At 39.7% G+C, this 24,349-nt stretch carries 17 protein-coding genes; 14 read left to right on the forward strand and 3 right to left on the reverse strand.

Annotated features, from left to right (window positions below; genetic code table 11):
• Positions 1 to 55 precede the first annotated feature (55 nt).
• The gene (locus tag ACZ0NX_RS00745) at positions 56 to 1,213 is read left to right on the forward strand and encodes a DnaJ C-terminal domain-containing protein (protein WP_060786668.1); all 1,158 of its coding nucleotides are present in this window, start codon (positions 56 to 58) and stop codon (positions 1,211 to 1,213) included.
• A gap of 52 nt (positions 1,214 to 1,265) precedes the next feature.
• Positions 1,266 to 2,246, forward strand: a complete 981-nt coding sequence (gene fmt, locus ACZ0NX_RS00750; protein WP_464404958.1) for a methionyl-tRNA formyltransferase — start codon at positions 1,266 to 1,268, stop codon at positions 2,244 to 2,246.
• A 17-nt stretch (positions 2,247 to 2,263) separates the two neighbouring features.
• On the opposite strand, the gene serB is transcribed toward fmt, so the two are convergent.
• Positions 2,264 to 2,947: a phosphoserine phosphatase SerB gene (gene serB, locus ACZ0NX_RS00755; protein WP_464404960.1), complete on the reverse strand. Its 684-nt coding sequence runs from the start codon at positions 2,945 to 2,947 to the stop codon at positions 2,264 to 2,266.
• Positions 2,948 to 3,217: 270 nt separating this feature from the next.
• Between serB and ACZ0NX_RS00760 the strand changes: the two genes are divergently transcribed.
• The 3 genes from ACZ0NX_RS00760 to ACZ0NX_RS00770 all read left to right on the forward strand — a co-directional run bounded on the left by ACZ0NX_RS00760 (position 3,218) and on the right by ACZ0NX_RS00770 (position 6,373).
• The gene (locus ACZ0NX_RS00760; protein ID WP_415688524.1) at positions 3,218 to 4,060 is read left to right on the forward strand and encodes an inositol monophosphatase family protein; all 843 of its coding nucleotides are present in this window, start codon (positions 3,218 to 3,220) and stop codon (positions 4,058 to 4,060) included.
• Between the two features lie 180 nt (positions 4,061 to 4,240).
• Entirely contained in the window at positions 4,241 to 5,011 is a 771-nt protein-coding gene (gene ppgK, locus ACZ0NX_RS00765) for a polyphosphate--glucose phosphotransferase (protein WP_464404962.1), read from the forward strand.
• Between the two features lie 135 nt (positions 5,012 to 5,146).
• Positions 5,147 to 6,373, forward strand: coding sequence for a pyridoxal phosphate-dependent aminotransferase (locus tag ACZ0NX_RS00770; protein WP_464404964.1), 1,227 nt, complete (start codon positions 5,147 to 5,149; stop codon positions 6,371 to 6,373).
• A gap of 55 nt (positions 6,374 to 6,428) precedes the next feature.
• Here ACZ0NX_RS00770 and ACZ0NX_RS00775 read toward each other — a convergent pair whose 3' ends face one another.
• The gene (locus ACZ0NX_RS00775) at positions 6,429 to 8,657 is read right to left on the reverse strand and encodes a beta-carotene 15,15'-monooxygenase (RefSeq protein WP_464404966.1); all 2,229 of its coding nucleotides are present in this window, start codon (positions 8,655 to 8,657) and stop codon (positions 6,429 to 6,431) included.
• A gap of 14 nt (positions 8,658 to 8,671) precedes the next feature.
• Positions 8,672 to 10,273: an ABC-F family ATP-binding cassette domain-containing protein gene (locus tag ACZ0NX_RS00780; RefSeq protein WP_464404968.1), complete on the reverse strand. Its 1,602-nt coding sequence runs from the start codon at positions 10,271 to 10,273 to the stop codon at positions 8,672 to 8,674.
• A gap of 258 nt (positions 10,274 to 10,531) precedes the next feature.
• Here ACZ0NX_RS00780 and uvrA point away from each other — a divergent pair, with 258 nt between their 5' ends.
• The 9 genes from uvrA (at position 10,532) to ACZ0NX_RS00825 (ending at position 24,326) form a co-directional block, all read left to right on the forward strand.
• Positions 10,532 to 13,450 (forward strand): excinuclease ABC subunit UvrA, encoded by a 2,919-nt coding sequence (gene uvrA, locus ACZ0NX_RS00785; RefSeq protein ID WP_464404970.1) that lies wholly within the window; start codon positions 10,532 to 10,534, stop codon positions 13,448 to 13,450.
• Positions 13,451 to 13,534: 84 nt separating this feature from the next.
• On the forward strand, positions 13,535 to 15,817 hold the full coding sequence (gene uvrC / locus ACZ0NX_RS00790; protein ID WP_464404972.1) for an excinuclease ABC subunit UvrC: 2,283 nt from the start codon (positions 13,535 to 13,537) through the stop codon (positions 15,815 to 15,817).
• Between the two features lie 51 nt (positions 15,818 to 15,868).
• A complete protein-coding gene (locus ACZ0NX_RS00795; protein WP_415688529.1) occupies positions 15,869 to 16,999 on the forward strand; it encodes a GuaB3 family IMP dehydrogenase-related protein in 1,131 nt (376 codons plus the stop codon).
• 299 nt (positions 17,000 to 17,298) lie between these two features.
• Positions 17,299 to 17,880, forward strand: coding sequence for a hypothetical protein (locus ACZ0NX_RS00800; protein ID WP_415688530.1), 582 nt, complete (start codon positions 17,299 to 17,301; stop codon positions 17,878 to 17,880).
• Positions 17,881 to 18,098: 218 nt separating this feature from the next.
• A complete protein-coding gene (locus tag ACZ0NX_RS00805; RefSeq protein ID WP_415695923.1) occupies positions 18,099 to 20,153 on the forward strand; it encodes an AMP-dependent synthetase/ligase in 2,055 nt (684 codons plus the stop codon).
• Between the two features lie 124 nt (positions 20,154 to 20,277).
• The gene (locus tag ACZ0NX_RS00810) at positions 20,278 to 20,766 is read left to right on the forward strand and encodes a peptide deformylase (RefSeq protein WP_060786680.1); all 489 of its coding nucleotides are present in this window, start codon (positions 20,278 to 20,280) and stop codon (positions 20,764 to 20,766) included.
• 295 nt (positions 20,767 to 21,061) lie between these two features.
• Positions 21,062 to 21,862 carry a 30S ribosomal protein S2 gene (gene rpsB / locus ACZ0NX_RS00815; protein WP_060786681.1) on the forward strand — a complete coding sequence of 267 codons (801 nt, stop codon included), beginning with the start codon at positions 21,062 to 21,064 and terminating at the stop codon, positions 21,860 to 21,862.
• Positions 21,863 to 21,892: 30 nt separating this feature from the next.
• Complete coding sequence (tsf, locus tag ACZ0NX_RS00820) at positions 21,893 to 22,744, forward strand: translation elongation factor Ts (protein ID WP_060786682.1); 852 nt, start codon at positions 21,893 to 21,895, stop codon at positions 22,742 to 22,744.
• 154 nt (positions 22,745 to 22,898) lie between these two features.
• Entirely contained in the window at positions 22,899 to 24,326 is a 1,428-nt protein-coding gene (locus ACZ0NX_RS00825; protein WP_060786683.1) for a UTP--glucose-1-phosphate uridylyltransferase, read from the forward strand.
• The last annotated feature ends 23 nt before the right edge of the window (positions 24,327 to 24,349 follow it).

The following is a 24,349-nucleotide window of genomic DNA, read 5'->3' on the forward strand; positions in this document are numbered from 1 at the left end:
ATTGGCTGGCTGTGCCTTATGCAAAAATGATTTTAGAACGTAAAAGGGGAGTTAAGTGACTGACTATTACAAGATTTTAGGTGTTGATTCTAACGCTAGCGACGATGAGATTCGCAAGGCCTATAGAAAGTTAAGTAGAAAATATCATCCAGATATTGCAGGACCTGAGTTTGAAGACAAGTTTAAGGAAGTTAATGCTGCCTACGACGTTTTATCTAATCCAGAAAAACGCAAAATGGTAGATATGGGCGTGGATCCAAACAATCTATCGGCATCGGGCGCGGGTGCTGGCGCTGGCGCGTACGCCAATATGAATATGGATATGGGAGATATTCTAAACCAGTTCTTCTCTGGGTCTTTTGGTGCTAATGCTGGATCTCCTATTCCGCGCGTTAATCGTGGCGAAGACTCACTAACAGAAGTTAAGGTTGATCTTAAAACTGTTGTTTTTGGCGGAAATGCTAAGGTTCATGTTGTTACTTTTGGTCTTTGCCAAGATTGTGCAGGAAAAGGTTCGGCAGATAAAACAGATCCTACGCCTTGCCCAGAGTGTAAGGGCGCTGGCTTTGTACAGCGAGTTACGCACACAATGTTTGGTCAAATGATGTCTTCGGAGCCTTGCCGCGCGTGCGAAGGGCACGGAACAATCATTAAAAATGTTTGCCCAAATTGCCACGGTCACGGTCGCGTTCGTACTTCTAGAGAAGTTGGTATTAATATTCCTGCTGGAATTAAAGACAATTCTCGCTTGCGACTTGCGTCTCAAGGAGCAATAGGCGAATGTGGCGGCCCTGCTGGCGATTTATATGTTGACGTTCGAGTTCGAAAAGATGAGCAATTTACCAGGGATCTGAACGATTTACACTGCTGGATTAATGTTCCTATGAGCTGGGCTTGCCTTGGCCACAATGTGGATATTGATACTTTTGACGGAAAAAAGAGCGTTGAAATTCCTGCTGGAACTCAAAACGAAGACACGATTCCTCTTTACGATTTGGGTGTTACTGTTTTTGGAAGCAAAGATCGCGGTAATCTTATTGTTCACGTTCTTGTTGATATTCCAACAAAGCTTAGCGAAGAAGAGCGTAGTTTGATTGAAAAGTTTGCAAACTTGCACGATGGAAAAGTTAGTGAAGTAAAGCAACATGCTATTGCAGAGTCAGCTAGTAATAAAAAAGGATTCTTTAGCAAACTAAAAGATGCTTTTTGCTAGGATTTTAAAGGTTGCTAGATTTTAGGATTTTAGGATTTTAAGGGGTTAGCTTATGGTATTGCCTATTTTATTTGCTGGAACTCCAGATGTTGCTGTTGCTCCGTTGCGCGCTTTGGCTCAAGACAAAGAGCATTTTGATGTTCGAGCTGTTTTAACGCGTCCAGACGCTCCAACTGGTAGAGGCAGAAATCTTGTTCCTAGTGCTGTTAAAAAAGCTGCGATTGAGCTTGGTATTCCTGTTTTAGAGGTTAATCCTAGTAACGAGCAAGAATGCATTAGTGCTTTAAAAGCTACTGGCGCAAGGGTTGCGGCCGTTGTTGCTTATGGAAAGATTCTTCGCCAATCTGTTTTAGATGCTCTTGATCTTGGATGGTACAATTTGCATTTTTCGATTCTTCCGCAGTGGCGAGGGGCTGCTCCTGTTCAGCGCGCAATATGGGCTGGAGATGACATTACTGGTGCTACGGTTTTTAAGATTACGCGCGGAATGGATGAAGGTCCTATTCTTGCACAAATGACTACCGAGATTGGCGAGCGCGAAACTGCTGGCGATTTGCTAACTAGATTAAGCAATGATGGTGCAAATCTTCTTTGTTCTGCCCTTATTGGAATGGAATCTGGCCAAATCGTTCCTGTTGAGCAAGATCCTACACCTTGCCAAATAGCGCAAAAAATCACCGTTGAAGATGCTCATATTCGTTTTGATATTCCAGCATTTGCAATCGATAGGCAGATTCGTGCTTGCACGCCAAATCCTGGAGCTTGGTGCAATCTTCATGTTGATTCTGGCGATTTAAAAACAAGCAGTTTGCACGTTCTTTCTTGCGCATTAGCAAAAGATGAAGATATTGAATTGCATAGTCTAAATGAGCTTAAACCTGGGCAGATTCTTGCAAAAAAGCACAATGTTTGGGTTGGATGTTTAAGCGGAGCTATTGAGCTTTTAGAAGTTAAAGCGCAAGGTAAAAAAGCTATGAAGGCGGCGGATTGGGCAAGAGGAGCGCATTTAAATAGCGAATCCTACTTAGACTAAATGTTAGTGACTAAATGCTAGTTTAGTAAATCTAAAACAAGGCTTAGGTCTCGCGTATCTATACTAGCTTTAGCTTGACTTTTTAATAACTGTTTTGCGCAAAATGCAACACCTAGCCTTGCCGTTTTAATCATGTCAATGTCGTTAGCGCCGTCTCCGATTGCAACGCTTTGGCTAATGTCAATATTGTTTTTGTGCGCCCAACTAATCAATGCTTTTGCTTTATATTGACGATTTACTATTGGATTAATAACTTTCCCGCTTAGTTTAGAGTCCACGATTTCTAGATTGTTTGCAACCCAAAAGTCTATGTTTAATTTTGGCAAAAAATCGTCTAAAACTTGCTTAAATCCGCCACTAACAGCTCCTACTTTCCACCCAAAAGAATGTAGTGTATCTATAAGTTTTTTAGCTCCATTTGTTGTGTGAATATTTTGCGCAACTTGTTTAACGCAAGAATAGTCAAGACCTTTAAGCATAGAAACTCTTAGCTTTAGGGAAGTGTTAAAGTCCATTTTTCCTTGCATTGCTCTAGACGTTATGTATGCTAAATCAGAGCCGACGCCAGCAATATCTCCTAATAAATCTATAACCTCTTCTTCTATAAGAGTTGCGTCTACATCTAAAACAAGAATCCCTGGTTTTTTTAGCAAAGGAGCGTTAATTGAGTTTTGTGTTTTTAAGTCTGGTACTTTAGTCATGTTATAGTCTTTTATGAGAGATGTTAGGTTTATTAATTAATTTTAAGGCTGGTTTAAGAATTTAGAAATTTGTTTTGCTATGCGTTTTTGCATGTGAATCTTTTCTATAAGACTTATATTAAATATTAAATGTGAAAGTTTATTGATTTTATTGGAATATTTCGTGTAGAAGTTTGGTTTAATTTGATTAGTTGAGTAAAATAGTTGCAGATTTTATGAATATGTTAAAGAACGTAAATACTGTGGAAAAAGCAAAGAGGTGAGAAAAGTATGGCAGGTATGAATTTACGCGATGTTGCTCTTGAAGTCGCTAGAATTTTGGAAGATGTTGGCAAGCACGCGTATCAAGACCAATTAAATCCTAGAGATATGGCAAGCATGATTGTTTTGGGGGATCCTAATCAGGTTGATTCAGGTTTTGGAGATAAACTTGTGCGATTCATTGAAAATCGTCTTACTTACATAAACCCATTCCAAGGATTCTGGCGTAATCGTCCAGATGAATGTAATGTGGGAGATCGTTTTTGGTGTGTTGGCAGTATTGACGGCGCTCTTAACTTTAATCGAGATATGGCAGAGTGGACTCTAACTGTTTCGCTTTTTGAGTTTAACGATCAAGGCTCTGCAAGGCCAATTCTTGGAGTTGTTCATGCTCCTGCTCTTGGTCTTACCTATTTGGCTGCTAAGGGTCAGGGTGCTATTCGAATTCGCAAAACTCTTAATGGAGAAAAGCGTGAGAAAATCACACCTTCTACAACATCAACTTTGCACGGTTCGGTTGTTTGCTACGGAATGTCTTATATTCCAGGCGAGTCTAAAAGAGCTTTGGATGTTGTTTCTTCGCTTGAAGAAGAATGTCCAGCAGATATTAAGCGCATTGGACCAGCTTCTCTTGACTTATGCAAGGTTGCGGATGGCACTTATGACGCCTATTTTGAGCCGCATCTTCATAGCTGGGATATTCCAGGCGTTTCTGCTGGTGCTGTTGTTGTTAAAGAGGCTCAAGGTCATGTTCGACAATGGAATGGTGACTCAATCCACTGGAGACGCGAAAACGACGTTATTGCCTCAAACGGTTTAATAAATAAAGAACTTCAAAACTATTTGCGATAGATTAGAGTTAAAAATTTTAGCAATTGTTTGCATGATTTTTAATATTAAAGCTTTAATTTTGAGAAAAACATTTATGCAATCGTTATCATTAAATAGTTAATATATAAGCGTGTCGCTTTAACAATATTGTAGAATGAACGTGATATCCCATTGTCCGACATTCAGAGGGGAGTGTTAACGATGATTGACACTGCACAAGCATTTGGCGTAGATATTGGTGGTTCTGGCATTAAAGCTGCACCAGTAAATTTGGAAAAAGGCGAATTTGCAGAACCTCGTTACAAGATTCTCACTCCAGCAGTTTCCACACCTCAAGCTGTTGCAGATATTGTTCGTCAGCAGCTCGAGCATTTTGAAGTGCCTGCAGATGTTCCTGTTGGCATTGCTTTCCCAGCTCCTATTAAGCCTGGCAAGAAGCTTGAGTTTATGGCAAATCTTGATCAGTCTTGGATTGGTGTGGATGTTACAGAAGTATTCAGCGAAGCTTGCGGTCGCCCTGTTACCGTTGTTAACGATGCTGATGCTGCTGGTCTTGCGGAACAGCATTTTGGAGCCGCAAAAGATAAAGATGGTTTAGTTATTGCTACCACTCTTGGTACTGGAATTGGCACCGCGTTAATTTACAATGGCGTTCTTATTCCAAACACAGAACTTGGTCATATTCAGCTAGAAAAAGGCAAGGGAGACGCAGAAAAGTATGCTGCTTCTTCTGTGCGTGAAAAGTTGGATATGGGCTATAAAAAGTGGGCTAAGCGCTTAACTAAGTATTATGGCTTAATGGAAAAGTACTTTAACCCAGACTTGTTTGTTGTTGGCGGTGGCGTTAGCCGCGTTAGCGAGAAGTTCTTGCCGCATATCGACATTAAGACTCCTATTGTTGTTGCATCTTTGCATAACGAAGCTGGCATTATTGGTGCAGCATATTATGCAATGCAGCAAAAAAACAAGTAAGATTTTCTTCTGATTTGCGCTGGATGCTTTATTTGTATCCAGCGCTTTTCTATATTTGTTGCGAATTTTGTTCATATTTATACGACTATTGATTTATTGCTTTAGTTGGTTTATGCAATGAGTTAGTGTAGTCAAGTGCGATTTTCTTCTAGAGTTGATGTAAGTGAGCCAAATCCGATTATTCTGGCTCAGCGTGCCGCCGCATCTAAAGGCATTAAACTAACAAAACTTAACGATTCAAATCCAACGGTTCATGGGCTTGCTCCAAAATGTTTAAGCTCCAAATATACTGCGGATCCTAGAGGGCCAATCGAAGTTAGACGCATTCTTGCAAACTTTATAAATACTAGAGATAATCGAGTAAGTCAAAATATTGAAAGCCAGAATATAGCAAGCCAAAAATGCAATTCGGCTAATGCTCTTAATCCAAATAATCTATACGTATTATCGTCCACTTCTCAAGCATATGCATGGCTTATGATGCTAATGTGCGATTGTGGTGATTCTGTTTTAGCGCCTACTCCTGGGTATCCTCTTATTGAATCTATTTCAAGGCTTCAGGGCGTAAAATCAATACCTTATCCGCTTGTTTACGACGGTTCTTGGACTATAGATGTTGCAAAGGTTAAAGAACTTTTAGAGAATGCAGATAATCGCATTCGTGCTCTTGTTTTAATAAACCCAAATAATCCCACAGGCTCTTATATTAAGCCAGAAGAAAGAGTGCAATTGTTGAGTTTATGCAATAAAAACAACGTTGCGATTATTGCGGATGAGGTTTTCTACGACTACTCTTTAGAGCCTTTTAATGGAAATTCAAGGCTTGCTGGTGATTGCTCCACGCTTATTTTTGCTTTAGATGGATTCTCCAAAATGCTTGCAGCTCCACATGCAAAAGTTGGTTGGATTGAGGTTTCTGGACCAATCGAAGATGTGCAAGAAGCAATGAAACGACTTGACGTTATTGCAGATGATTTTCTTCCGATTGGTGCAACTGTTTCGGAAAGAATTCCAGAATTATTGCAATGCGCTAAAGAGCAAACTGCGATTGTTCAAAATAGAGTTAGGTCTAATCTTAAAACGCTTAGAAAAATGTTGGAAAACTATCCAAATTGTTGCGTTAGCGCATTGCGCGCAGAAGGCGGGTGGAATATTTTATTGCGCGTTCCGTCTTGCCTAGATGATGACTTGTTAGCTTTGCGCTTAATTAAAGACTATAAGCTTGTTTCGCAGCCTGGTTACTACTTTGATATGCCAAATAATGGCTATTTAGCGCTGTCTTTGCTTCCTAAAGAAGATCAGTTTAAAAATGGTGTTACTTTATTGCTTAACACTGTTCATAAGATGTTGGGTGAGATTTAACAATCTAACAATCTAACAATTAACAGTTAACAGTATCAAGAGGCTTAAAGCTAAATTAGATTAGCGTAAACCAGCATCTAACGTAATGCCACAGCCCCGGGTTGAATCGCAAAACTGAGTCTTCTCTTCCAGGAACGAACCATCCTAAGAATGCTATTGCAATAGAGAACAGTAGTAGAGCAAAGATTATAAATCGCAGTAAGTAACATATTGTTTTGGTTTTCCAAGAATCACAATTTGATATTATAGAGCATTTTTCTATCAAAACATTAAGTCCAACTATTGCACTTAGCGAAAATGCCCAACCAAAGTCAGCAATATAACGCCATCCAATCCCTGCTTTTAAGCTGTTAAAAACAACAACAATCATTGCAAGAATAAAGGCAAATAGTGCGAATCTTGCGGCGAATTTGCTCAGTTTTTTAAGCATTAGCAGAGAGCAAACTACACCAACAAATGCCAATGGAGAAAGAGTAAACATTCCTCCAATCATTGGCTCTGCGTATTGCCATTTGTCAAAAGCAATAGGCGTAATCGAAATCCAAGGGAAAACGTGTGTAAAACGTAGTGGAAGAGCTAAATAGCTTAAAATCGAAGGAATAATGTTTTGCAAAGGAAGACGCATAGTGGTCATGTCTGTAATCGTAATTTGATATTCATTACCAAAGTTAAAAGGAGACCCAAATCTTAGAGCGTTATACAATCCAATTGGTATTGCAACGATTACAAACGGAATAATCACACTTAAAACCAGTTTTATTATGTGCTTTAAGTCTTCTAATGGAATTTTTTTGCTAATGATTAAATACTTAAAATAAAAGTAAATGTAGTCATAAAAAAGTGGTATTGCAAATAAAAATGCGATTATAAATGTTGGTCTGCATCCAAGATTTAGCGATATAAACAAGGACCCTAAAGCAATATGCTTGGCAGATATTTTATGAATGGAATTGCAAGATTTATTGGATTCTTGCTCTGAATTTTCATCTTGCGCAATACCATCTTTAACAGCGCCGAGATAAAACCATAATCCTAAAGACGTAAAGAACAGAGAAGCCGCCATTGGAACACTATAGAATGATGTTCTAAACCACAGGTAAACGGTGTTAGATGTAATAAAGAACAACGCTAAGCAAATCGATGCAAACGCAACAGATGCGCGTTTGTTTATTCGCTCAATAAGTCTAATCACTAAAAGAGAGCCAGAAATCAAAAATCCAACTAAACATATAAGAGTGGCAATTGTTGTTGGAAGCATTGCTCCGCCGTCAACCCATAAATTCGATATAATCCTATATGGAATAAAGAATAAAACAGCTGGAATTACGCCAAAATATGAGTACCAATGACCGTTGTAGTACGCGTGATCCCAATAAATATTGCGTACATAATTAGAAAGAAGCTTGTTTCTTGCAATTGGGTCATACGGATTAGGTAGATTTTGCAGTTGCTTAGGCACTGGCAAGTCAAGATATGTTTTGCCCTTAAGAAGAGCGTCTGCAGTACGCGCATATTGATCAAAATCGTACGTGTAGTTTCCTGCAACATCAAAATGCATTGGAATAGCGTTAAAAACGTTCCAGATAATTGCAAAAACAGCAATTGCAATAAATGGAGTCCAAGATAAAACGAGTAAAAGCCTTTGACTTGTACTCTTTGAATTAAGCCTGATTTTCCACAGCTTAGACCAAGGATTCCATAATGCAATCAAAATCGAAACGATTATAAGAAGAAGAACTCGCCCCCAATTCCAGCTAAAAGGCGCTCTAACATTTGCTTTTGCGTCTTCAACATCTACAACATCTCCCTTGGGGTGCTGTATCCATAATCTAAGCGTGCTTTTAACACCAATTGCTTGATCTGGAACAGGAAGCATAGCAAAACTAATGGCTCTTGGGTTTGTGTTTAAAGGCTTTCCAGCGATTTTATTAACATCAATGCGAACATGCACATCTGATTTAATAGGGTGTTTGCTAATTTTTTTTGGCTTAATTAGTGAAGGCTGGAGTTGAATGTATGGGGAAGACCCGTCGGAGTTAACTTCTAAGTAAGACTCTGAAGGATCCGTGATTAATAGGCCTCCAGAAGGAAGTCTTTTAATGCCAGGGCCCGTAATGTTATGAGCGAACATGCTATCTGTACTACCTGTAACACTATTCCAAAAAGGCATGTTACCAATAGTGCATTCAAACAATGTGATTAACAGCAAAATTGCTAAAGGTGCGCGAAGAATGCAAAAAATGCGTTGCAACGCGCTATTGGCAAAATTAGCTGGTTTTCTCATAGCAAACTAAAATCCTATTCTTCCGCAACCAAGTCAAGGTAGTCGTCGCTCCACAAGTCTTCGTCACCGTCTGGCATAAGAAGAACTCGTTCTGGGTTTAAAGCAAGAACTGCTCCTTCGTCGTGAGTAACCAGCACTATTGCACCTTCGTACTTAGAAATGGCCTTAAGAATTTCTTCGCGAGAGGCTGGATCCAAGTTGTTAGTAGGCTCGTCGAGTAAAAGAACATTTGCTTTAGATGTAACAAGAGTTGCCAATGCTAGACGAGTTTTTTCGCCGCCAGAAAGAACTTTAGCGGGCTTCATTGCGTCGTCTCCAGAAAACAGAAAGCTTCCAAGCATTGATCTTGCTTGAGTGTCGTTTAATTCTGGCGCAACGTGTTGAAGATTTTCCAACACAGTTGCGTCTAAATCTAGGGTATCGTGTTCCTGAGCAAAATAGCCTATTTTGCAACCATGACCGTATTCAACAACTCCAGTGTCTGCGCTTTCTTCGCCAGCAAGAATACGCAAAGTTGTGGTTTTTCCAGCGCCGTTGTACCCAAGAATAACAACTCTCGAACCTTTATCTATTGCTAAATTTATTCCAGCAAATACAATGTTTGACCCATATGCTTTTGAAATATCTTTAGCCATAATAGGTGTTCTGCCGCAAGGAGCAGGTTCTGGGAAGCGAATGTCTGCAACCTTTTCGCGGCTTTGAGCTTCGCTCGTTTCGCTCAATAGGCGTTCAGCTCTACGCATCATGTTTTGAGCTGCTACCGCCTTAGTTGCTTTTGCGTGAAGTCGAATTCCTTGCTTCATAAGGCGTTCGGCCTTTTTCTCGGCAACTTCGCGCTCTCTTCGCCTACGTTCTTCGTCTACAACGCGCTGATGTAAGTATGCTTTCCAGCCCATTGAATACATGTCTATTTGAGCAAGCTGAGCATCTAAGTGCCACACTTTATTAACAACTTCGTCTAGTAGCTCTGTTGAGTGTGATATAACAAGGAATCCGCCTTCAAAGCGTTTTAAGTAATTGCGCAACCAGATTATAGAATCAGCGTCTAAGTGGTTTGTAGGCTCATCCAAAATAAGAGTATCTGCATTTGAAAAAAGTATTCTTGCAAGCTCGATTCGCCTGCGTTGGCCGCCAGAAAGTGTTCCTAATGCCTGCCTCATAACTTCTTGGGGGAGACCCAGGCTGTTTGCCATTGATATTGCTTCAGACTGAACAGCGTATCCACCAGCTTTTTCAAAGTCTTCAATCGCTTTATCGTAGCGATTCATGGCTTTTGTCATAATGTCTGGATTAGGATCTGTCATCTCTTTTTCTGCTTTTCGTATTCTAGATACGATTGACGAGATATCGCGAGCGCTCATAATTCTATCTAATGCAGTTTGCTCTGGGTCTGCTGCATGAGTGTCTTGTGGAAGGTATCCTAAAAAGCCGCTGACTTTTACATTTCCACCAGCTGGCAGTGTTTCTCCAGTGATTACGCGCGTAAGCGTGGTTTTTCCAGCGCCATTCCTTCCAACTAAGCCAATTTTGTCGCCTTTTGTAACATGAAAATCTGTTGGGTTTAATAGCGTGCGCGCACCAATTTGTATAGTAAGTCCTTGTGCGTCAATGGCCATTTTTTACCCACCCCTTAAGTTCTTTTCTTTTAAAATCGTAATTAAAGTATTAATTAAAATATGTTAACCAAACTCCCGATTATACCGTTAGGCTTGCATAGGATTAGCAACACGCAGCAAGTTACATATTTCGAACATGTGTTCTATAATAAATACTATTATAAGACAAGTAAGTAATCAAGATAAGTTTGTTAAAATTTTGATTCATAAAGTTGTTATTAAGCATAAAGTCATTATTGAGCATAATAGGGAGGCAGAATGCAAAAGCAATTGGATTCTTTGCGGGCTACAAATAATAATGGCAATTTAATATACGACTTATCTAACATTCCTTCCGACTTAAAAATAACTGTTCAAGGAGCAAGAGAGCATAATCTAAAGAACGTTAATATACAGCTTCCTAGAAATCGCATGATTGTTTTTACCGGGCTATCTGGTTCGGGTAAATCCTCTCTTGCATTCGACACTCTTTTTGCAGAAGGTCAAAGACGCTACGTTGAATCTTTAAGTTCTTATGCACGCCAATTCCTTGGAAGAATGGATAAGCCAGACGTAGATTTTATTGAAGGATTAAGCCCAGCAGTTTCGATTGACCAAAAAACCACTAATAGAAATCCTCGTTCTACTGTTGGCACAATTACAGAGGTTTATGATTACTTAAGACTTCTTTTTGCTCGAGTTGGAGTCCCTCATTGCCCACAATGCGGAATGCTTGTTAGTGCACAAACACCGCAGCAGATTACAGATTCTTTACTTTCTTTGCCAGAACGAACAAGACTACAAATTCTAGCTCCCATTATTAGCGGAAGAAAAGGCGAGTTTAAAGACACTATTACTCTTCTTAGGTCAGATGGCTATTCTAGAGCGCTTATAGATGGCCAAATGCGCGAACTTTCCGAAGATATTGTTTTAGAAAAACAAAAGAAACATACTATAGAAGTTATTGTAGATAGATTAGTTATAAAAGATGGTATACGTACTCGTATTACAGATTCTATAGAAACTGCATTAAAACTTTCTAAAGGCATTGTTATAGCTGATTTTGTAGATAGAGATAAAGATGCAAAAGATAGGCGTCAAAGTTTTTCAGCGCACAGGGCTTGTCCTAATAACCATCAGCTTAATCTAACAGAAATAGAGCCTAGAACATTTTCGTTTAATGCACCTTATGGCGCATGCCCAAGTTGTTCTGGAATTGGGTACAATCTAGAAATTGACCCAGCTCTTGTTGTTCCAAATACAGAAAAATCACTTAACGAAGGTGCTATCGAACCTTGGGCATTAAATAAAGCGGCTGGAGAATACTACAGGCATGTTCTAAAAGGCTTAAGCGTAGAACTTGGATTTAGTATGGATACGCCTTGGGAAAATCTTCCAAAAGATGTTCAAGATTCAATACTCTACGGGCACGATTTTGAAGTAAAAGTTTCTTATAAAAACCGTTGGGGTAGGCAGCGCGAATATTCAACTGGATTCGAAGGCGTCGTGCGCACACTTATGCGAAAGCATAACGAAACAGACTCAGATCAAATGCGCCAATACTACGAGTCGTATATGCGCGAAGTGCCTTGCCAAACTTGCAAGGGTAAACGATTGCGCCCAGAAGTATTAGCTGTTACAGTTTCACAATGCTCAATCGCAGATGTATGCGATATGCCGATTGAAAAAAGTCTTGAATGGATTAATGCTTTAAAGCTAGAAGGTTCAAGCAAAATAATTGCAAAAGAAATCGTAAAAGAAATCAAGTCAAGACTAGAATTTTTAAATGATGTTGGATTAAGCTACTTAACTCTTTCTAGAGCAGCAAAAACACTTTCTGGCGGCGAAGCGCAAAGAATTAGACTTGCAACGCAAATTGGATCAGGGTTAGTTGGAGTTATGTATGTTCTTGACGAACCATCTATTGGCTTGCATCAAAGAGACAACGAAAAGCTTATAGCAACATTGCATAATCTTAGAGACCTTGGAAATACTCTTATTGTTGTTGAACACGATGAAGAAACAATACGCAAATCCGATTGGCTTGTAGACATTGGCCCCGAGGCTGGAGAAAACGGCGGAGAAGTTGTGTATTGCGGCCCTGCAAAAAATATAACAGAGGCAAGGCGTTCGATTACTGGAGACTATATTGCAAAAAGACGTACAATAGATGTTCCTAAAAAGCGTCGTAAAATCAACAAAAAACATGTTCTAACTATTGTTGGAGCAAAAGAACATAATCTAAAAAACATAAATGTAGAAATACCGCTAGGAGTTTTTACATGCATAACAGGAGTATCTGGCTCTGGAAAATCAAGCCTCATCAACTCAATACTTTACCCCGTATTAGCCGATAAGCTAAACGGCGCTCGCATTGTTCCAGGTTTACATAAGCGCGTAGACGGTTTGGAAAATTGCGATAAGGTTGTTCATGTTGATCAAAATCCTATTGGAAGAACACCAAGGTCAAATCCTGCAACCTACACTGGAGTTTGGGATAAAATTCGTACTCTTTTTGCGCAAACTCCAGAGGCAAAAGTTAGGGGATATGGTCCTGGACGATTTTCCTTTAACGTAAAAGGAGGCAGATGTGAAGCATGTAGCGGAGATGGAACGCTTAAAATCGAGATGAATTTTTTGCCAGATGTTTACGTTCAGTGCGAAGAATGCCACGGAAAAAGGTATAATCGAGACACGCTAGAAGTAACTTATAATGGCAAAACTGTTTCAGACGTATTAGATATGCCAATTTCCGAAGCAGCAGTATTCTTTAAAGCATATCCGTCTATTTCTAGATATTTGGACACCTTGGTTAAAGTTGGATTGGGTTATATTAGGCTTGGCCAAAGTGCACCAACATTATCTGGCGGAGAGTCGCAAAGAGTAAAGCTTGCTACGGAACTACAAAAACGTTCTACTGGAAAAACCGTTTATATTCTAGATGAACCTACTACAGGCTTGCATTTTGAAGATGTTCGTAAGCTTTTAAGTGTTCTTCAATCTTTGGTAGATAAAGGCAACAGCGTAATAGTTATCGAGCATAATCTTGATGTTATAAAGTGCGCGGATTGGATAATAGATTTAGGTCCAGAAGGAGGAAGCAAAGGTGGCGAAATCGTAGCAACCGGAGTTCCAGAAGACGTTGCAAATCAGCCAGAAAGCTGGACTGGAAGATTCCTAAAGCCAATGCTTAAATAGTAATAAAACGAGCAGTATCAAGCAAGAATTTTATGAAAAATTATCAAAAGATTTATGAAAATATCTATGAAAGGAGGTGAGATAATGAATATTTTAAATTCTAAAGACTCAAATATTGGAAAATCTAAAGAAAATAGAGATAATGAAGAAGTCAAAGAAGTCGAAGAAACTAGTAGGGGTGAATGGAAAAAAACTAGATTAAGTAAATCTAGCAAAAATAATTTTGGAGCTCCGCTTTTAGGAGATAGTCGTGATTTATTTAGACCAAAAACTTCCGATATTCCAAATCAGCCTGGAGTATACAAGTGGAGAGACGAACGCGGAAAAGTAATATACGTTGGAAAAGCTAAGAGCTTAAGAGATAGGCTAGTAAACTATTTTCAGCCTTTAAACCAGTTACATCCTAGAACTCAGTCAATGGTGTTAACTGCTAGAAGTTTAGAATGGACTGTTGTAAACACAGAGCTTGAGGCTTTAACACTTGAATATACGTGGATTAAAGAGTTTAATCCACGCTTTAATGTTGTTTTTAAAGACGATAAAACATACCCATACATTGCCGTGTCAGTAAATGACGATTTTCCAAGGGTGTGGATTACTAGAAATCGAAATTCAAAGTCAACGCGCTATTTTGGTCCATATGCAAAGGTGTGGCAGCTAAAACATAGTTTAGATTCCTTGCTTAAAACTTTTCCAGTTAGAACGTGCAGACAATCTGTTTTCAATAAAGCACATAAAACAGGAAGGCCTTGCTTACTTGCCTCTATAGGAAAATGCTCAGCACCTTGCGTGCAAAAAATAGATAGTAAAACACACAGAGATAACGTTGAGCAATTAGTTGGTATTTTAACTGGCGCCATCGGGGATTCTTATATTAACGATTTAACAAAGCAAATGAAGGATTTAAGCAATAATCTAGATTTTGAAGGTGCTGCAAAAATACGCGATAAAATCAACATTTTTAAAACTGTTATTCAACAAAATTCCGTTGTTTTTAACGATCAAGTAGAAGCAGATGTTTTTGGTTTTAGTGCGGATTCTCTAGAAGCATGCGTTCATGCATTTTTTGTTAGAGAAGGTTTACTTCGCGGAGAAAAAAACTGGCAAGTCGAAAGAAGCGAAGACATTAGTGATGCGGATATAATCGCAAATCTACTTGTTAAGGTTTATTGCGAATACAATCCTGCGGAGTCAAAAATAAGCTTTAGCAAATCCGAAGATGTTGAAAAATCTAATAGTTTGCAAATACAGCAATCAAGAAACGCTTTGCAAATAGATTATTCTAGTTATTCTAGCGGCTCAAATATAGACTCCTCATACCGAGCTAGAGAAACAAAAGAGCGCAAAAAGCGTCAAGAAACAACTGGAAGGGGAGATTTGCTTGACCCCATTTGCCCAATACCTAGGGAGATTATTGTTCCTATTGAACTAGAAAGAGTTCAGAAAGAAAATCTTGAAAACTGGCTTAGCGATTTAAGAGGCTCAAAAGTAACTATTAGAGTTGCAGAACGTGGTGATAAGCGTTCACTTATGGATAAGGCCAACTTGAATGCAGCGCAATCTTTAAAGCAGATGAAAATAAGTAGGATTTCTACTTTAGAATCTAGAACTAATGCTATGAATCAGGTTGCTGCAGCACTTTCAATGAGCGAGGCTCCTTTACGAATTGAGTGTTACGATATCTCAAATTCTGCCGACGGAAAATATCAAGTGGCATCAATGGTTGTTTTTGAAGATGGTGTTGCAAATCCTAGTGAATATAGAAGATTCTCTATAAAAGGTAAAGATGGACTTGGCAAGCTCGACGATTTAAGTGCCTTGTATGAAACAATTTCTAGACGTTTTAAGCATAAGGATGACTCTATTAATCCTGGTGAAAATAATTCTGATGAAAACAATAAAAAAGCTGGTGTTAAAAAATTTGCTTATAAGCCAAATCTTGTTATTGTTGATGGCGGCATTGAGCAGGCAAAAGCCGCTAAAAAAGCAATGATTGATAGCAATGTTAAAGGCATAACAGTATGCGGATTGTCTAAAAAATTGGAAGAAGTTTGGCTTCCAGATAATCAATATCCGATTATTCTAAAAAGAAGCTCCGAAGGCTTATATTTGCTGCAAAGAGCTAGGGATGAATCTCATCGTTTTGCTATTACATACCATAGGCAAAAACGCGCAAAAGCAATGCTGCACTCGTCTATTGACTCAATTCCTGGAGTTGGTGAATCTTATAAAAAACGCTTAATATCAAAGTTTGGCAGCGTTAAGAATATAAAAGAGGCTAGTGTAGAGGATTTGCAAAAAGTTCCAGGAATTGGCTTGTTAAAAGCTAAGACCATCTATAAGTTTTTGCACTCGCAATCAAGCTAAACAATTTTATGGCATGTTGATTAGTCATGATAAGCAACTAGCCTTATAAGTATGTCTCAAGAAATTGAAATAGGTTTGGGCAAAAAAGCCCGAGTTGCATACTCACTAGACGATATTGCTATACTTCCTTCTCGTCGTTCTCGCGACCCGCAAGCTGTTTCTACATCATGGCAAGTCGATGCTTATAGTTTTGACGTACCAATTATTGCCGCTCCAATGGATTCTGTTACAAGTCCAGATACGGCTATTGCAATGGGTCAAATGGGCGCTTTAGGCGTGTTGGATTTGGAAGGCGTGTGGACTAGATACGAAGACCCAGAGCCTCTTCTTAAAGAGATTGCTCAGCTTCCAAGCGAAAAAGCTACCAAGCGCATACAAGAGATTTATTCGGAGCCAATTAAACCAGAACTTATTGTTAAGCGTTTGCGTACAATTCGAGACGCTGGAGTTACAGTAGCTGGTGCTCTTTCTCCGCAGCGCACTCAAGAGTTTTACTCAACGGTTCTAGAGGCAGGCGTTGATTTATTTGTGATTCGAGGAACTGCTGTTAGCGCAGAACACGTTTCTAAAGATCATGAGCCGCTTGATTTAAAGAAGTTTATTTACGATTTAGACGTTCCAGTTATTGTTGGCGGTTGCGCAGATTACACTTCCGCATTGCATTTAATGCGAACTGGTGCTGCTGGAATCCTTGTTGGATTTGGCGGCGGAGCTGTTTCTGCAACAATGAACACTCTAGGAGTTCAAGCTCCAATGGCAACTGCTATTGCAGACGTTGCAGAAGCTCGCAGAGATTATATGGATGAATCTGGTGGCCGATACGTTCAAATTATTGCAGACGGCGGAATGGGAACTTCTGGTAACTTTATTAAAGCGCTCGCCATGGGAGCAGATGCTGTAATGCTTGGCACTCCTTTGGCTCGAGCTACAGAAGCGCCAGGACGCGGAATGCATTGGGGAGCGGAGGCTCGTCATCCTTCTCTTCCAAGAGGCATACGTACAGATGTTGGAACTGTTGCTCCTTTGGAGAATATTTTATTTGGACCAAGCCATATGGCAGATGGAAAAACTAACTTTATCGGTGCTTTAAGGCGCACAATGGCATCTACAGGCTATGTTGATGTTAAAAGCTTCCAGCGCTGCAGTGTTGTTTTTAATCCATTCCATCAAGATATAAGATAATTATTAAATACTGTTAAGTTAGATTAGATTGCGCGCTCGAGTTAAAAATTTGAGCGCGCAATTCATTTTTGCAATGTGCATAACTTTAATCTAAATAATCCTTTATTTTTCAATAAAAATTTAGAGATCATCTATATTTTATCCACATATTAAATCAGCTCTTTTATTTTTTGAAATTAGCTGTATGCTTTATTTAAACCTCGAAAAACAAGGTCTAAAACAAAAAAATAAATAAATAAAACAAAATAAGGAATTAAACAATAAATGACTTAAACAATTAACTAGAGAAGAAGGAAAACATGAGAAATTTTTCTAATACCATGTTATTGGCAAACGATGATGATAATGAAACATTTTGGGAGGTTGTTAACAGCAACTTTCCAAATGAAAACATCCCTACACAATTCCAGCATGGCGAAAGAAAAACTTTGCCAGTATTTGAAGGATTAATACCCGTAGGCTCGTCTCGATCTATGGCAAGTTACCATGTCTCTTCGTGCTTTAATAGTAAGCACGGCGAAAAGATGTATTTGTATCTTGCAATGCAAATATGCAAAGTAGCATGCATAATTGGCGATATTTCTCATGGTAGGCCAATATCGCCAGAAATGAAAAATGCTCTAACAAAAGATTGCTTATATAAACTTGAAAATATGTGGTATTTAATTAATGAATGCTACAAAGATAAGCATAATAAATCTAAAATTTCTGATTTAAGATCCAGCCCAACAATACCCAAGATGATAAATGGAATATTGGTATCTCCATCATGCTTAGAAGCAGTTGTGCTACTTTACATTGGTCCTAATGAATATTGGGCATCTTTAAAGCTTCAATTTAAAATGGGAAGGTGGATTTGCACATTAGCCGATATTGGGTAAGTCTGCTCTAAACTATAAAAATTTGTTTTATAAGTCATGCTTTAAACGCCACTAGATTCAAATATTAGGGTGTTAAATTATTGGTATTAAGCCCTGGAGAATAACTTGCATTGCCTTGTTTGCATCCAGGGTCTTTTGTAAAAAACGCCAATTTTTTATAAAGATTTTTGTATCACTCTTGTTTTGAGTTGGCTTGCATATACCGTACAATTAAAAGCATGCTGCGAGAATTTTCTGTAGAAGACATTCACCCAACTAACGACGGTGACACAATTTATTCATTGCTTGCAAATAGAGCAATGCGAGATCCCCAAGGCGTAATTGCACAAGTGCAAGATGATAACACTCGCCAATGGCACGACGTTACTGCATCAGAAATGCTATCTAAAGTTCGTTCTACTGCAAGAGGCTTAATTGCTCTTGGCGTTAAGCAAGGAGATAAAGTCGTTATTTATTCTCCAACTTGCTACGAGTGGGGTGTAGTAGACTTTGCTTGCGCTTGCATTGGAGCAGTAACTATTCCTATTTACGAAACTGATTCTGCTTTGCAGGCTGCAGATATTATCTCGGAAGTAAAGCCAGTAATTGCTTTTGCTGGAGATGACGAGCATGCACAATGCTTGGAAAGAGTTCGCCAAGATAATAAGCGTATTTCTTTAAAAACAATTTTCAACTTTAAAGCAAATGGTATTGGAGCAGTTATTGACTTTGGAAAGTCAATAAGCGACGATGAGCTAAACAACGCTATTAATAAAATAAAAGCAGATGATTTAGCAACAATTGTTTACACATCTGGGTCTACTGGCAGGCCAAAGGGGGCAATGCTTTCTAACAGAAACTTTACTCATATTGTTTATGCAGCATACGATGTTTTAAACGATATGCTCTACAAGCCTAGTAGGATTTTATTGTTCCTTCCTTTAGCCCATTGCTTTGCAAGGTATATTCAGTATGTTGCAATTGGGGCAAATGGCGTTATTGGCTATGTTCCAAACGCTAAACACTTGTTGGCAGATTTGCGCAGCTTTAAGCCTACGTATTTGCTTGGTGTTCCTAGAGTCTTTGAAAAAGTTTATAACGCAGCGTCTCAAAAGGCTGGTGCTGGAATTCGCGGTAGAATCTTCGCTAAAGCTGTTCAGCATTTTGTTCAATGGTCTAAAGACGAAGTTAAAGGTAAATCGCATTCTGTTTACGCAAAATTGCAGCATGATTTGTATATGAAGACTGTTGGATCTTCTATTAGGTCGGCTTTAGGCCCTAATTTAGCATGGCTTGCATGCGGCGGAGCTCCAATAAACGCAGAGCTTGCTCATTTCTTTAATGGCTTTGATGGAATAACCTTTATTCAAGGCTATGGAATGACAGAAACCGCAGCTCCATGTGTTGTTAATTTTGAGCATGCAAATCAGGTTGGATCTGTTGGAAAGCCTGGTCCTGGAATCACTATTCGCATTGCACAAGATGGAGAAGTTCTTGTTAAAGGTCCTAACGTTTTTGTTGGATATTACGGAAAACCAGAGCTTACTGCAGAAGTTATTGATCAAGATGGTTGGCTTCATTCTGGCGATTTAGGCGAGATTGACGATGAAGGCTTCTTAACAATTACTGGTAGAAAGAAAGATATTATTATTACTGCTGGTGGAAAAAACATAAGCCCAGCTCCTCTTGAAACCATTATTTCAAAGTGTCCTCTTGTTTCGCACGCTGTTGTTGTTGGAGACGGAAAGCCATTTGTTTCTGCTCTTATTGAACTTGAGCCAGACATGGTTCATTCATGGCTTAAGAGTCAAGGCATGGACGAGAATCTTCCAATGAAGTCTATTGCAGAAAATGACGCAATAAGATCTGTTGTTCAGCAATTTATTGATCAGGCAAACAGCACTGTATCTAGAGCAGAATCTATTCGTAAGTTTGTTATTTTAGACGAAGAATTCTCTCAAGATGCTGGTACGTTAACACCAAGCATGAAGGTTGTGCGTCCAAAGGTTTTGAAGAGATATAGCGATATTATAGAAACTCATCTTTATGCTCCAAAACCTAATAGCAAGCCGCTTCCTGCAACAGTTAAGATTCTAGATAAAACAACGGAAACTGTTAAGCAAGCTCAAGAAACTGTTAAGCAGGCTCAAGAGGTTGTTACACCTAAAGTTAAGCAGGCAATTGATCAAGCTGCAACGCATCTAAAGCGTTTTGGCGAAGATTTGCCTTCGCAAGCTGAGTCTAAGGAATCTTATTCTACGGTTGAAGAAGGCAACAATACCGCTAACGAATAACGGTTTTACAAATAAACATAAAGGCTAGTTATATTGCAAATAGATTGCGCAAGTTGGTATTACGCTACGGCTTGTATAATTACTATTTGCGATTTTAATTAGCCTTTATTGTTTAAGGAGTGCTGTGACTATTAGACAAATCCGCGTTGTTCCAGACCCTGTTCTTAGAACGCCTTGCGATGAGATTCGTGAAATTACCCCATCTGTTAAAAGTCTCGTAGAAGATTTGTTGGAAACAGTAAATGACCCAGGGCGTGCAGGACTTAGTGCAAACCAAATTGGCGTTAGTCTTCGGGCATTTTCTTATAACATTGATGGAACAATAGGCTATATTCTAAACCCTGTTATTGAAGAGCTTAGTGGAGATCAATACGGTGATGAGGGCTGCTTATCGGTTCCAGGATTGTGGTACAAGACCCGCAGAGCGGATTACGCTAGAGCAAGAGGCATAGATTTAGACGGCAAAACTGTTGTTTTAGAGGGCAAAGGTTTAATGGCCCGCATGATTCAACATGAATGCGATCATCTTGATGGTCATGTATATCTTGATCGTCTAGAAAAAGATGTTAGAAAACAAGCTTTGCGTCAACTTCGCAATAGTTCTTCTAAGTAGATAATTCTAAGCAGATAATTCAATAAATGATTGCGATTTTTTGTAGCAATTTTTGTAGCAATTATTTGCAAAATTAGTATAAAGCTTCTGTTATAATTTGATTTTGCGTGTTCGCTTTGAGCATGAATATTGTCGCGTTATATGATTGCTCGCTTTTTTATTGTCTATAGAATGCGCATATACGCGCCATGTACGCGTCCGTTCGTGTCGGTCGGCTTGGATTTAGTCATATGCTAGCCAAGTTGCATGCGAACTGACATGGCCAGGCAAGAACCGACAAGAAAGGTATATAGATATGGCACAGATTACCATGAGCGAAATGCTGAAGGCTGGTTTGCACTTCGGCCACCAAACTCGCCGCTGGAACCCAAAGATGAAGCAGTTCATTCTTACTCAGCGCAATGGTATTCATATCATCAATTTGTTCAAGTCGCTCGACATGATCGACAAGGCTTATGACTTCATCAAGCAGACTGTTGCTCACAATGGTACTGTTTTGTTCGTGGGTACTAAGAAGCAGGCTCAAGAAGCTGTGCAGAATCAGGCTACTCGCGTAAACATGCCTTACGTAAGCGAGCGCTGGCTCGGCGGTATGCTCACCAACTTCCAGACTGTTTCTACTCGCGTTAAGCGCTTGAAGGAACTTGAGGAAATGGACTTTACCGATGTTCGCGGCTCTGGTTTAACCAAGAAGGAGCTTTTGCTTCTTGAGCGCGAAAAGGATAAGCTTTCCAAGCAGCTCGGCGGTATTCGTAACATGAACCGCACTCCTTCTGCAATGTTTGTTGTAGACGTTAACAAGGAAGCTTTGGCTGTTGAAGAAGCACACAAGCTCGGCATTCCAGTTGTGGCAATCGTTGACACCAACACCGATCCAGAATCTGTTGAGTATCCAATTCCAGCAAACGATGATGCAATCCGCGGCGTAGAGCTTCTTACAAGCTTGATGGCAGATGCTGTAGCCGAAGGCTTGCTCGACCATGCTGGCAAGGGCGCTAAGTCTGAAGACGCTGACGCTCAGCCAATGGCCGCATGGGAAAAGGAACTACTTACTAAGGAATCTGAACAGTCCGAAGACGAAGCCAAGGCTGAATAAGCCTGTTTGTCTGTTAATGAGGAGAACAAAATGGCAGCAATTACTGCAGCGTTGATTAAGCAGGTGCGCGAAGAAACTGGCGCAGGCATGATGGACGTTAAGAAGGCTCTTACCGAGGCCGAAGGCGATGTAGCCCGCGCTAAGGAAATTATCCGCGCCAAGGGCATTCAGGCCGCTGGCAAGCGCGAGGGTCGCAAGGCTCAAGAAGGAACCGTTGCTTCGAAGGTTGTTAAAACTGCAGAAGGTGAAACTGGTTACGCAGTTGAGTTGAATTCCGAAACCGACTTTGTTGCTAAGACTCCAAAGTTTGTTGAATTCTCCGAAACTGTGTTGAACAATGCTATTGAGGCCAATGCTTCTAACGCAGAAGAGCTTCTTGCAGCTAAGGCTGGAGATGCTACTGTTAAGGAAGAGGTTGAAGAAGCAGCAGCTTTGTTTGGCGAGCACGTTAAGGTTGGTCAGATTGCCAAGGTTAGCGGTCCTCACGTTGAGGTTTATGCTCACAAGAAGTCTGTTGAATTGCCTCCAAGCATTGTTTCTATGATTGCTACCGACGAAGCTGGTGCCAAGGTTGCTCACGAAGCTGCTTTGCAGATTTCTGCTATGGGTGCTCAGTGGCTCCGTCGCGAAGATGTTCCAGCAGATGTGTTGGACTCCGAGCGTCGTGTTGCTACCGAAAAGTCCTTGGCAGAAGGAAAGCCAGAAAAGATTGTTCCAAAGATTGTTGAAGGCCGTTTGAACGCCTTCTTTAAGGAAACCGTTCTTCTTGAGCAGTCTTATGTTAAGGATCCTTCCAAGACTATTGGCGATTTGTTCAAGGAAATCGGCGGTACTGCTTTGGCTTTCGCTCGTGTTGAGGTAGGCAAAGGCTCTGCTGAGTAATTTTCGCTGAGTTTCGTTAATTTTCTATTGCTGAAAATTATTTGAAACGTAAAAATGGACTTGCGTGTTTAACGCGTGAGTCCATTTTTGTTTGCAACATATTGTTTAAGCGGATAAACTAATAACCGTAATGCATACAGAAAGGCTGCGTTAAATGGACGACACTTTTGAATTGTCCGCCGCAAAGATGCGCGAACAAGGTATGAGCGAGGTTGCAATTAGTCAATTCGAGCGTCTTTACAAGGTTTGGAATGAAGATAAATCTGGGGGATTTATTCACGAAAACACAGTAGAGCCAATTAAAACTGTGCCTAATTTCCATGAGATTTATGAAACGATTGACCATGATAAAGCTGTTAATGCGTTTTCAAAAACAGCATTTATTAAGCTAAATGGCGGTCTTGGAACATCAATGGGCTTGTCTTGTGCAAAGTCGCTTTTGCCAGTTAGAAGGCATAAAGCTCGTCAGATGAGATTTATTGATATTATAATTGGCCAAGTTCTTACAGCCCGTCAGCGCTTAGGTGTGGATCTTCCGCTGATTTTTATGAACTCTTTCCGCACATCTAAAGATACTTTGCAAGTTTTAAAGCGCACAAAAAAGTTTTCTCAAGAAAATATTCCTGTTGAGATTATTCAGCATCAGGAGCCAAAGCTTTTAGAAGAAACGGGGGAGCCTGTTTCTTATGCAAAAGATAGTGATTTAGAATGGTGCCCTCCAGGCCATGGTGACATTTTCTCTACTATTTGGGAATCTGGATTATTGGATGTTCTAAAGAAAAATGGCATTAAGTATTTGTTTATTTCTAATTCCGACAATTTAGGCGCAAGACCATCTAGAACTCTTGCTCAGCACTTTGAAAATACTGGCGCTTCAATAATGATTGAGGTTGCTAAGCGTACTCAGGCAGACCGCAAAGGTGGTCATATTGTTAGAAGCCTTGAAACTGGCAGAATGATGCTTCGAGAAATGACACAGGTTGCCCCAGAAGATAGGCGAAGTGCACAGAGCATTAATAAACACCCATATTTTAACACCAACAATATTTGGATTCGAGTTGACGCTTTGCAGAAAATTCTTAAAAAATATAATGGTGTTCTTCCTCTTCCAGTTATTTGTAATCATAAGACTGTTGATCCAACTGATGAATCAAGTCAAAAAGTTGTTCAGCTTGAAACTGCTATGGGTTCTGCCGTCTCACTTTTTGATGACGCAATTTGCGTTGAAGTTGACAGAATGCGATTTTTGCCAGTAAAAACAACTAACGATTTGTTTATAATGCGTTCGGATCGCTTCCATCTTACAGACTCGTACGAGATGGAAGATGGAAATTACATATTCCCAGATATTGATTTAGACCCGCGTTATTACAAAAATATCAATGATTTTAATGAAAGATTCCCGTATTCTGTTCCTGCATTGGCTGCTGCAAAATCTGTTACAATACGAGGCGACTGGACTTTTGGAAACCAAGTTTCTATGTTTGCGGATGCAGTTTTAGAAGATACAGGCGAACCTAGCTATGTTCCAAATGGCGAATTTGTGGGACCTCAGGGGATTGAACCCGATGAATGGGTGTGATTCTTAGAAAATCTTAGAAAATC

This window comes from Gardnerella rara (assembly GCF_055452355.1).

Bases quoted from the DNA above. Each gene is read 5' to 3' on its own strand.
- fmt (WP_464404958.1), top strand. From the start codon at position 1,266: ATGGTATTGCCTATTTTATTTGCTGGAACTCCAGATGTTGCTGTTGCT.
- uvrC (WP_464404972.1), top strand. From the start codon at position 13,535: ATGAATATTTTAAATTCTAAAGACTCAAATATTGGAAAATCTAAAGAA.
- ACZ0NX_RS00825 (WP_060786683.1), top strand. From the start codon at position 22,899: ATGGACGACACTTTTGAATTGTCCGCCGCAAAGATGCGCGAACAAGGT.
- ppgK (WP_464404962.1), top strand. From the start codon at position 4,241: ATGATTGACACTGCACAAGCATTTGGCGTAGATATTGGTGGTTCTGGC.
- ACZ0NX_RS00805 (WP_415695923.1), top strand. From the start codon at position 18,099: ATGCTGCGAGAATTTTCTGTAGAAGACATTCACCCAACTAACGACGGT.
- ACZ0NX_RS00780 (WP_464404968.1), bottom strand. From the start codon at position 10,273: ATGGCCATTGACGCACAAGGACTTACTATACAAATTGGTGCGCGCACG.
- ACZ0NX_RS00800 (WP_415688530.1), top strand. From the start codon at position 17,299: ATGAGAAATTTTTCTAATACCATGTTATTGGCAAACGATGATGATAAT.
- ACZ0NX_RS00760 (WP_415688524.1), top strand. From the start codon at position 3,218: ATGGCAGGTATGAATTTACGCGATGTTGCTCTTGAAGTCGCTAGAATT.
- tsf (WP_060786682.1), top strand. From the start codon at position 21,893: ATGGCAGCAATTACTGCAGCGTTGATTAAGCAGGTGCGCGAAGAAACT.
- serB (WP_464404960.1), bottom strand. From the start codon at position 2,947: ATGACTAAAGTACCAGACTTAAAAACACAAAACTCAATTAACGCTCCT.
- uvrA (WP_464404970.1), top strand. From the start codon at position 10,532: ATGCAAAAGCAATTGGATTCTTTGCGGGCTACAAATAATAATGGCAAT.
- ACZ0NX_RS00795 (WP_415688529.1), top strand. From the start codon at position 15,869: ATGTCTCAAGAAATTGAAATAGGTTTGGGCAAAAAAGCCCGAGTTGCA.
- rpsB (WP_060786681.1), top strand. From the start codon at position 21,062: ATGGCACAGATTACCATGAGCGAAATGCTGAAGGCTGGTTTGCACTTC.
- ACZ0NX_RS00775 (WP_464404966.1), bottom strand. From the start codon at position 8,657: ATGAGAAAACCAGCTAATTTTGCCAATAGCGCGTTGCAACGCATTTTT.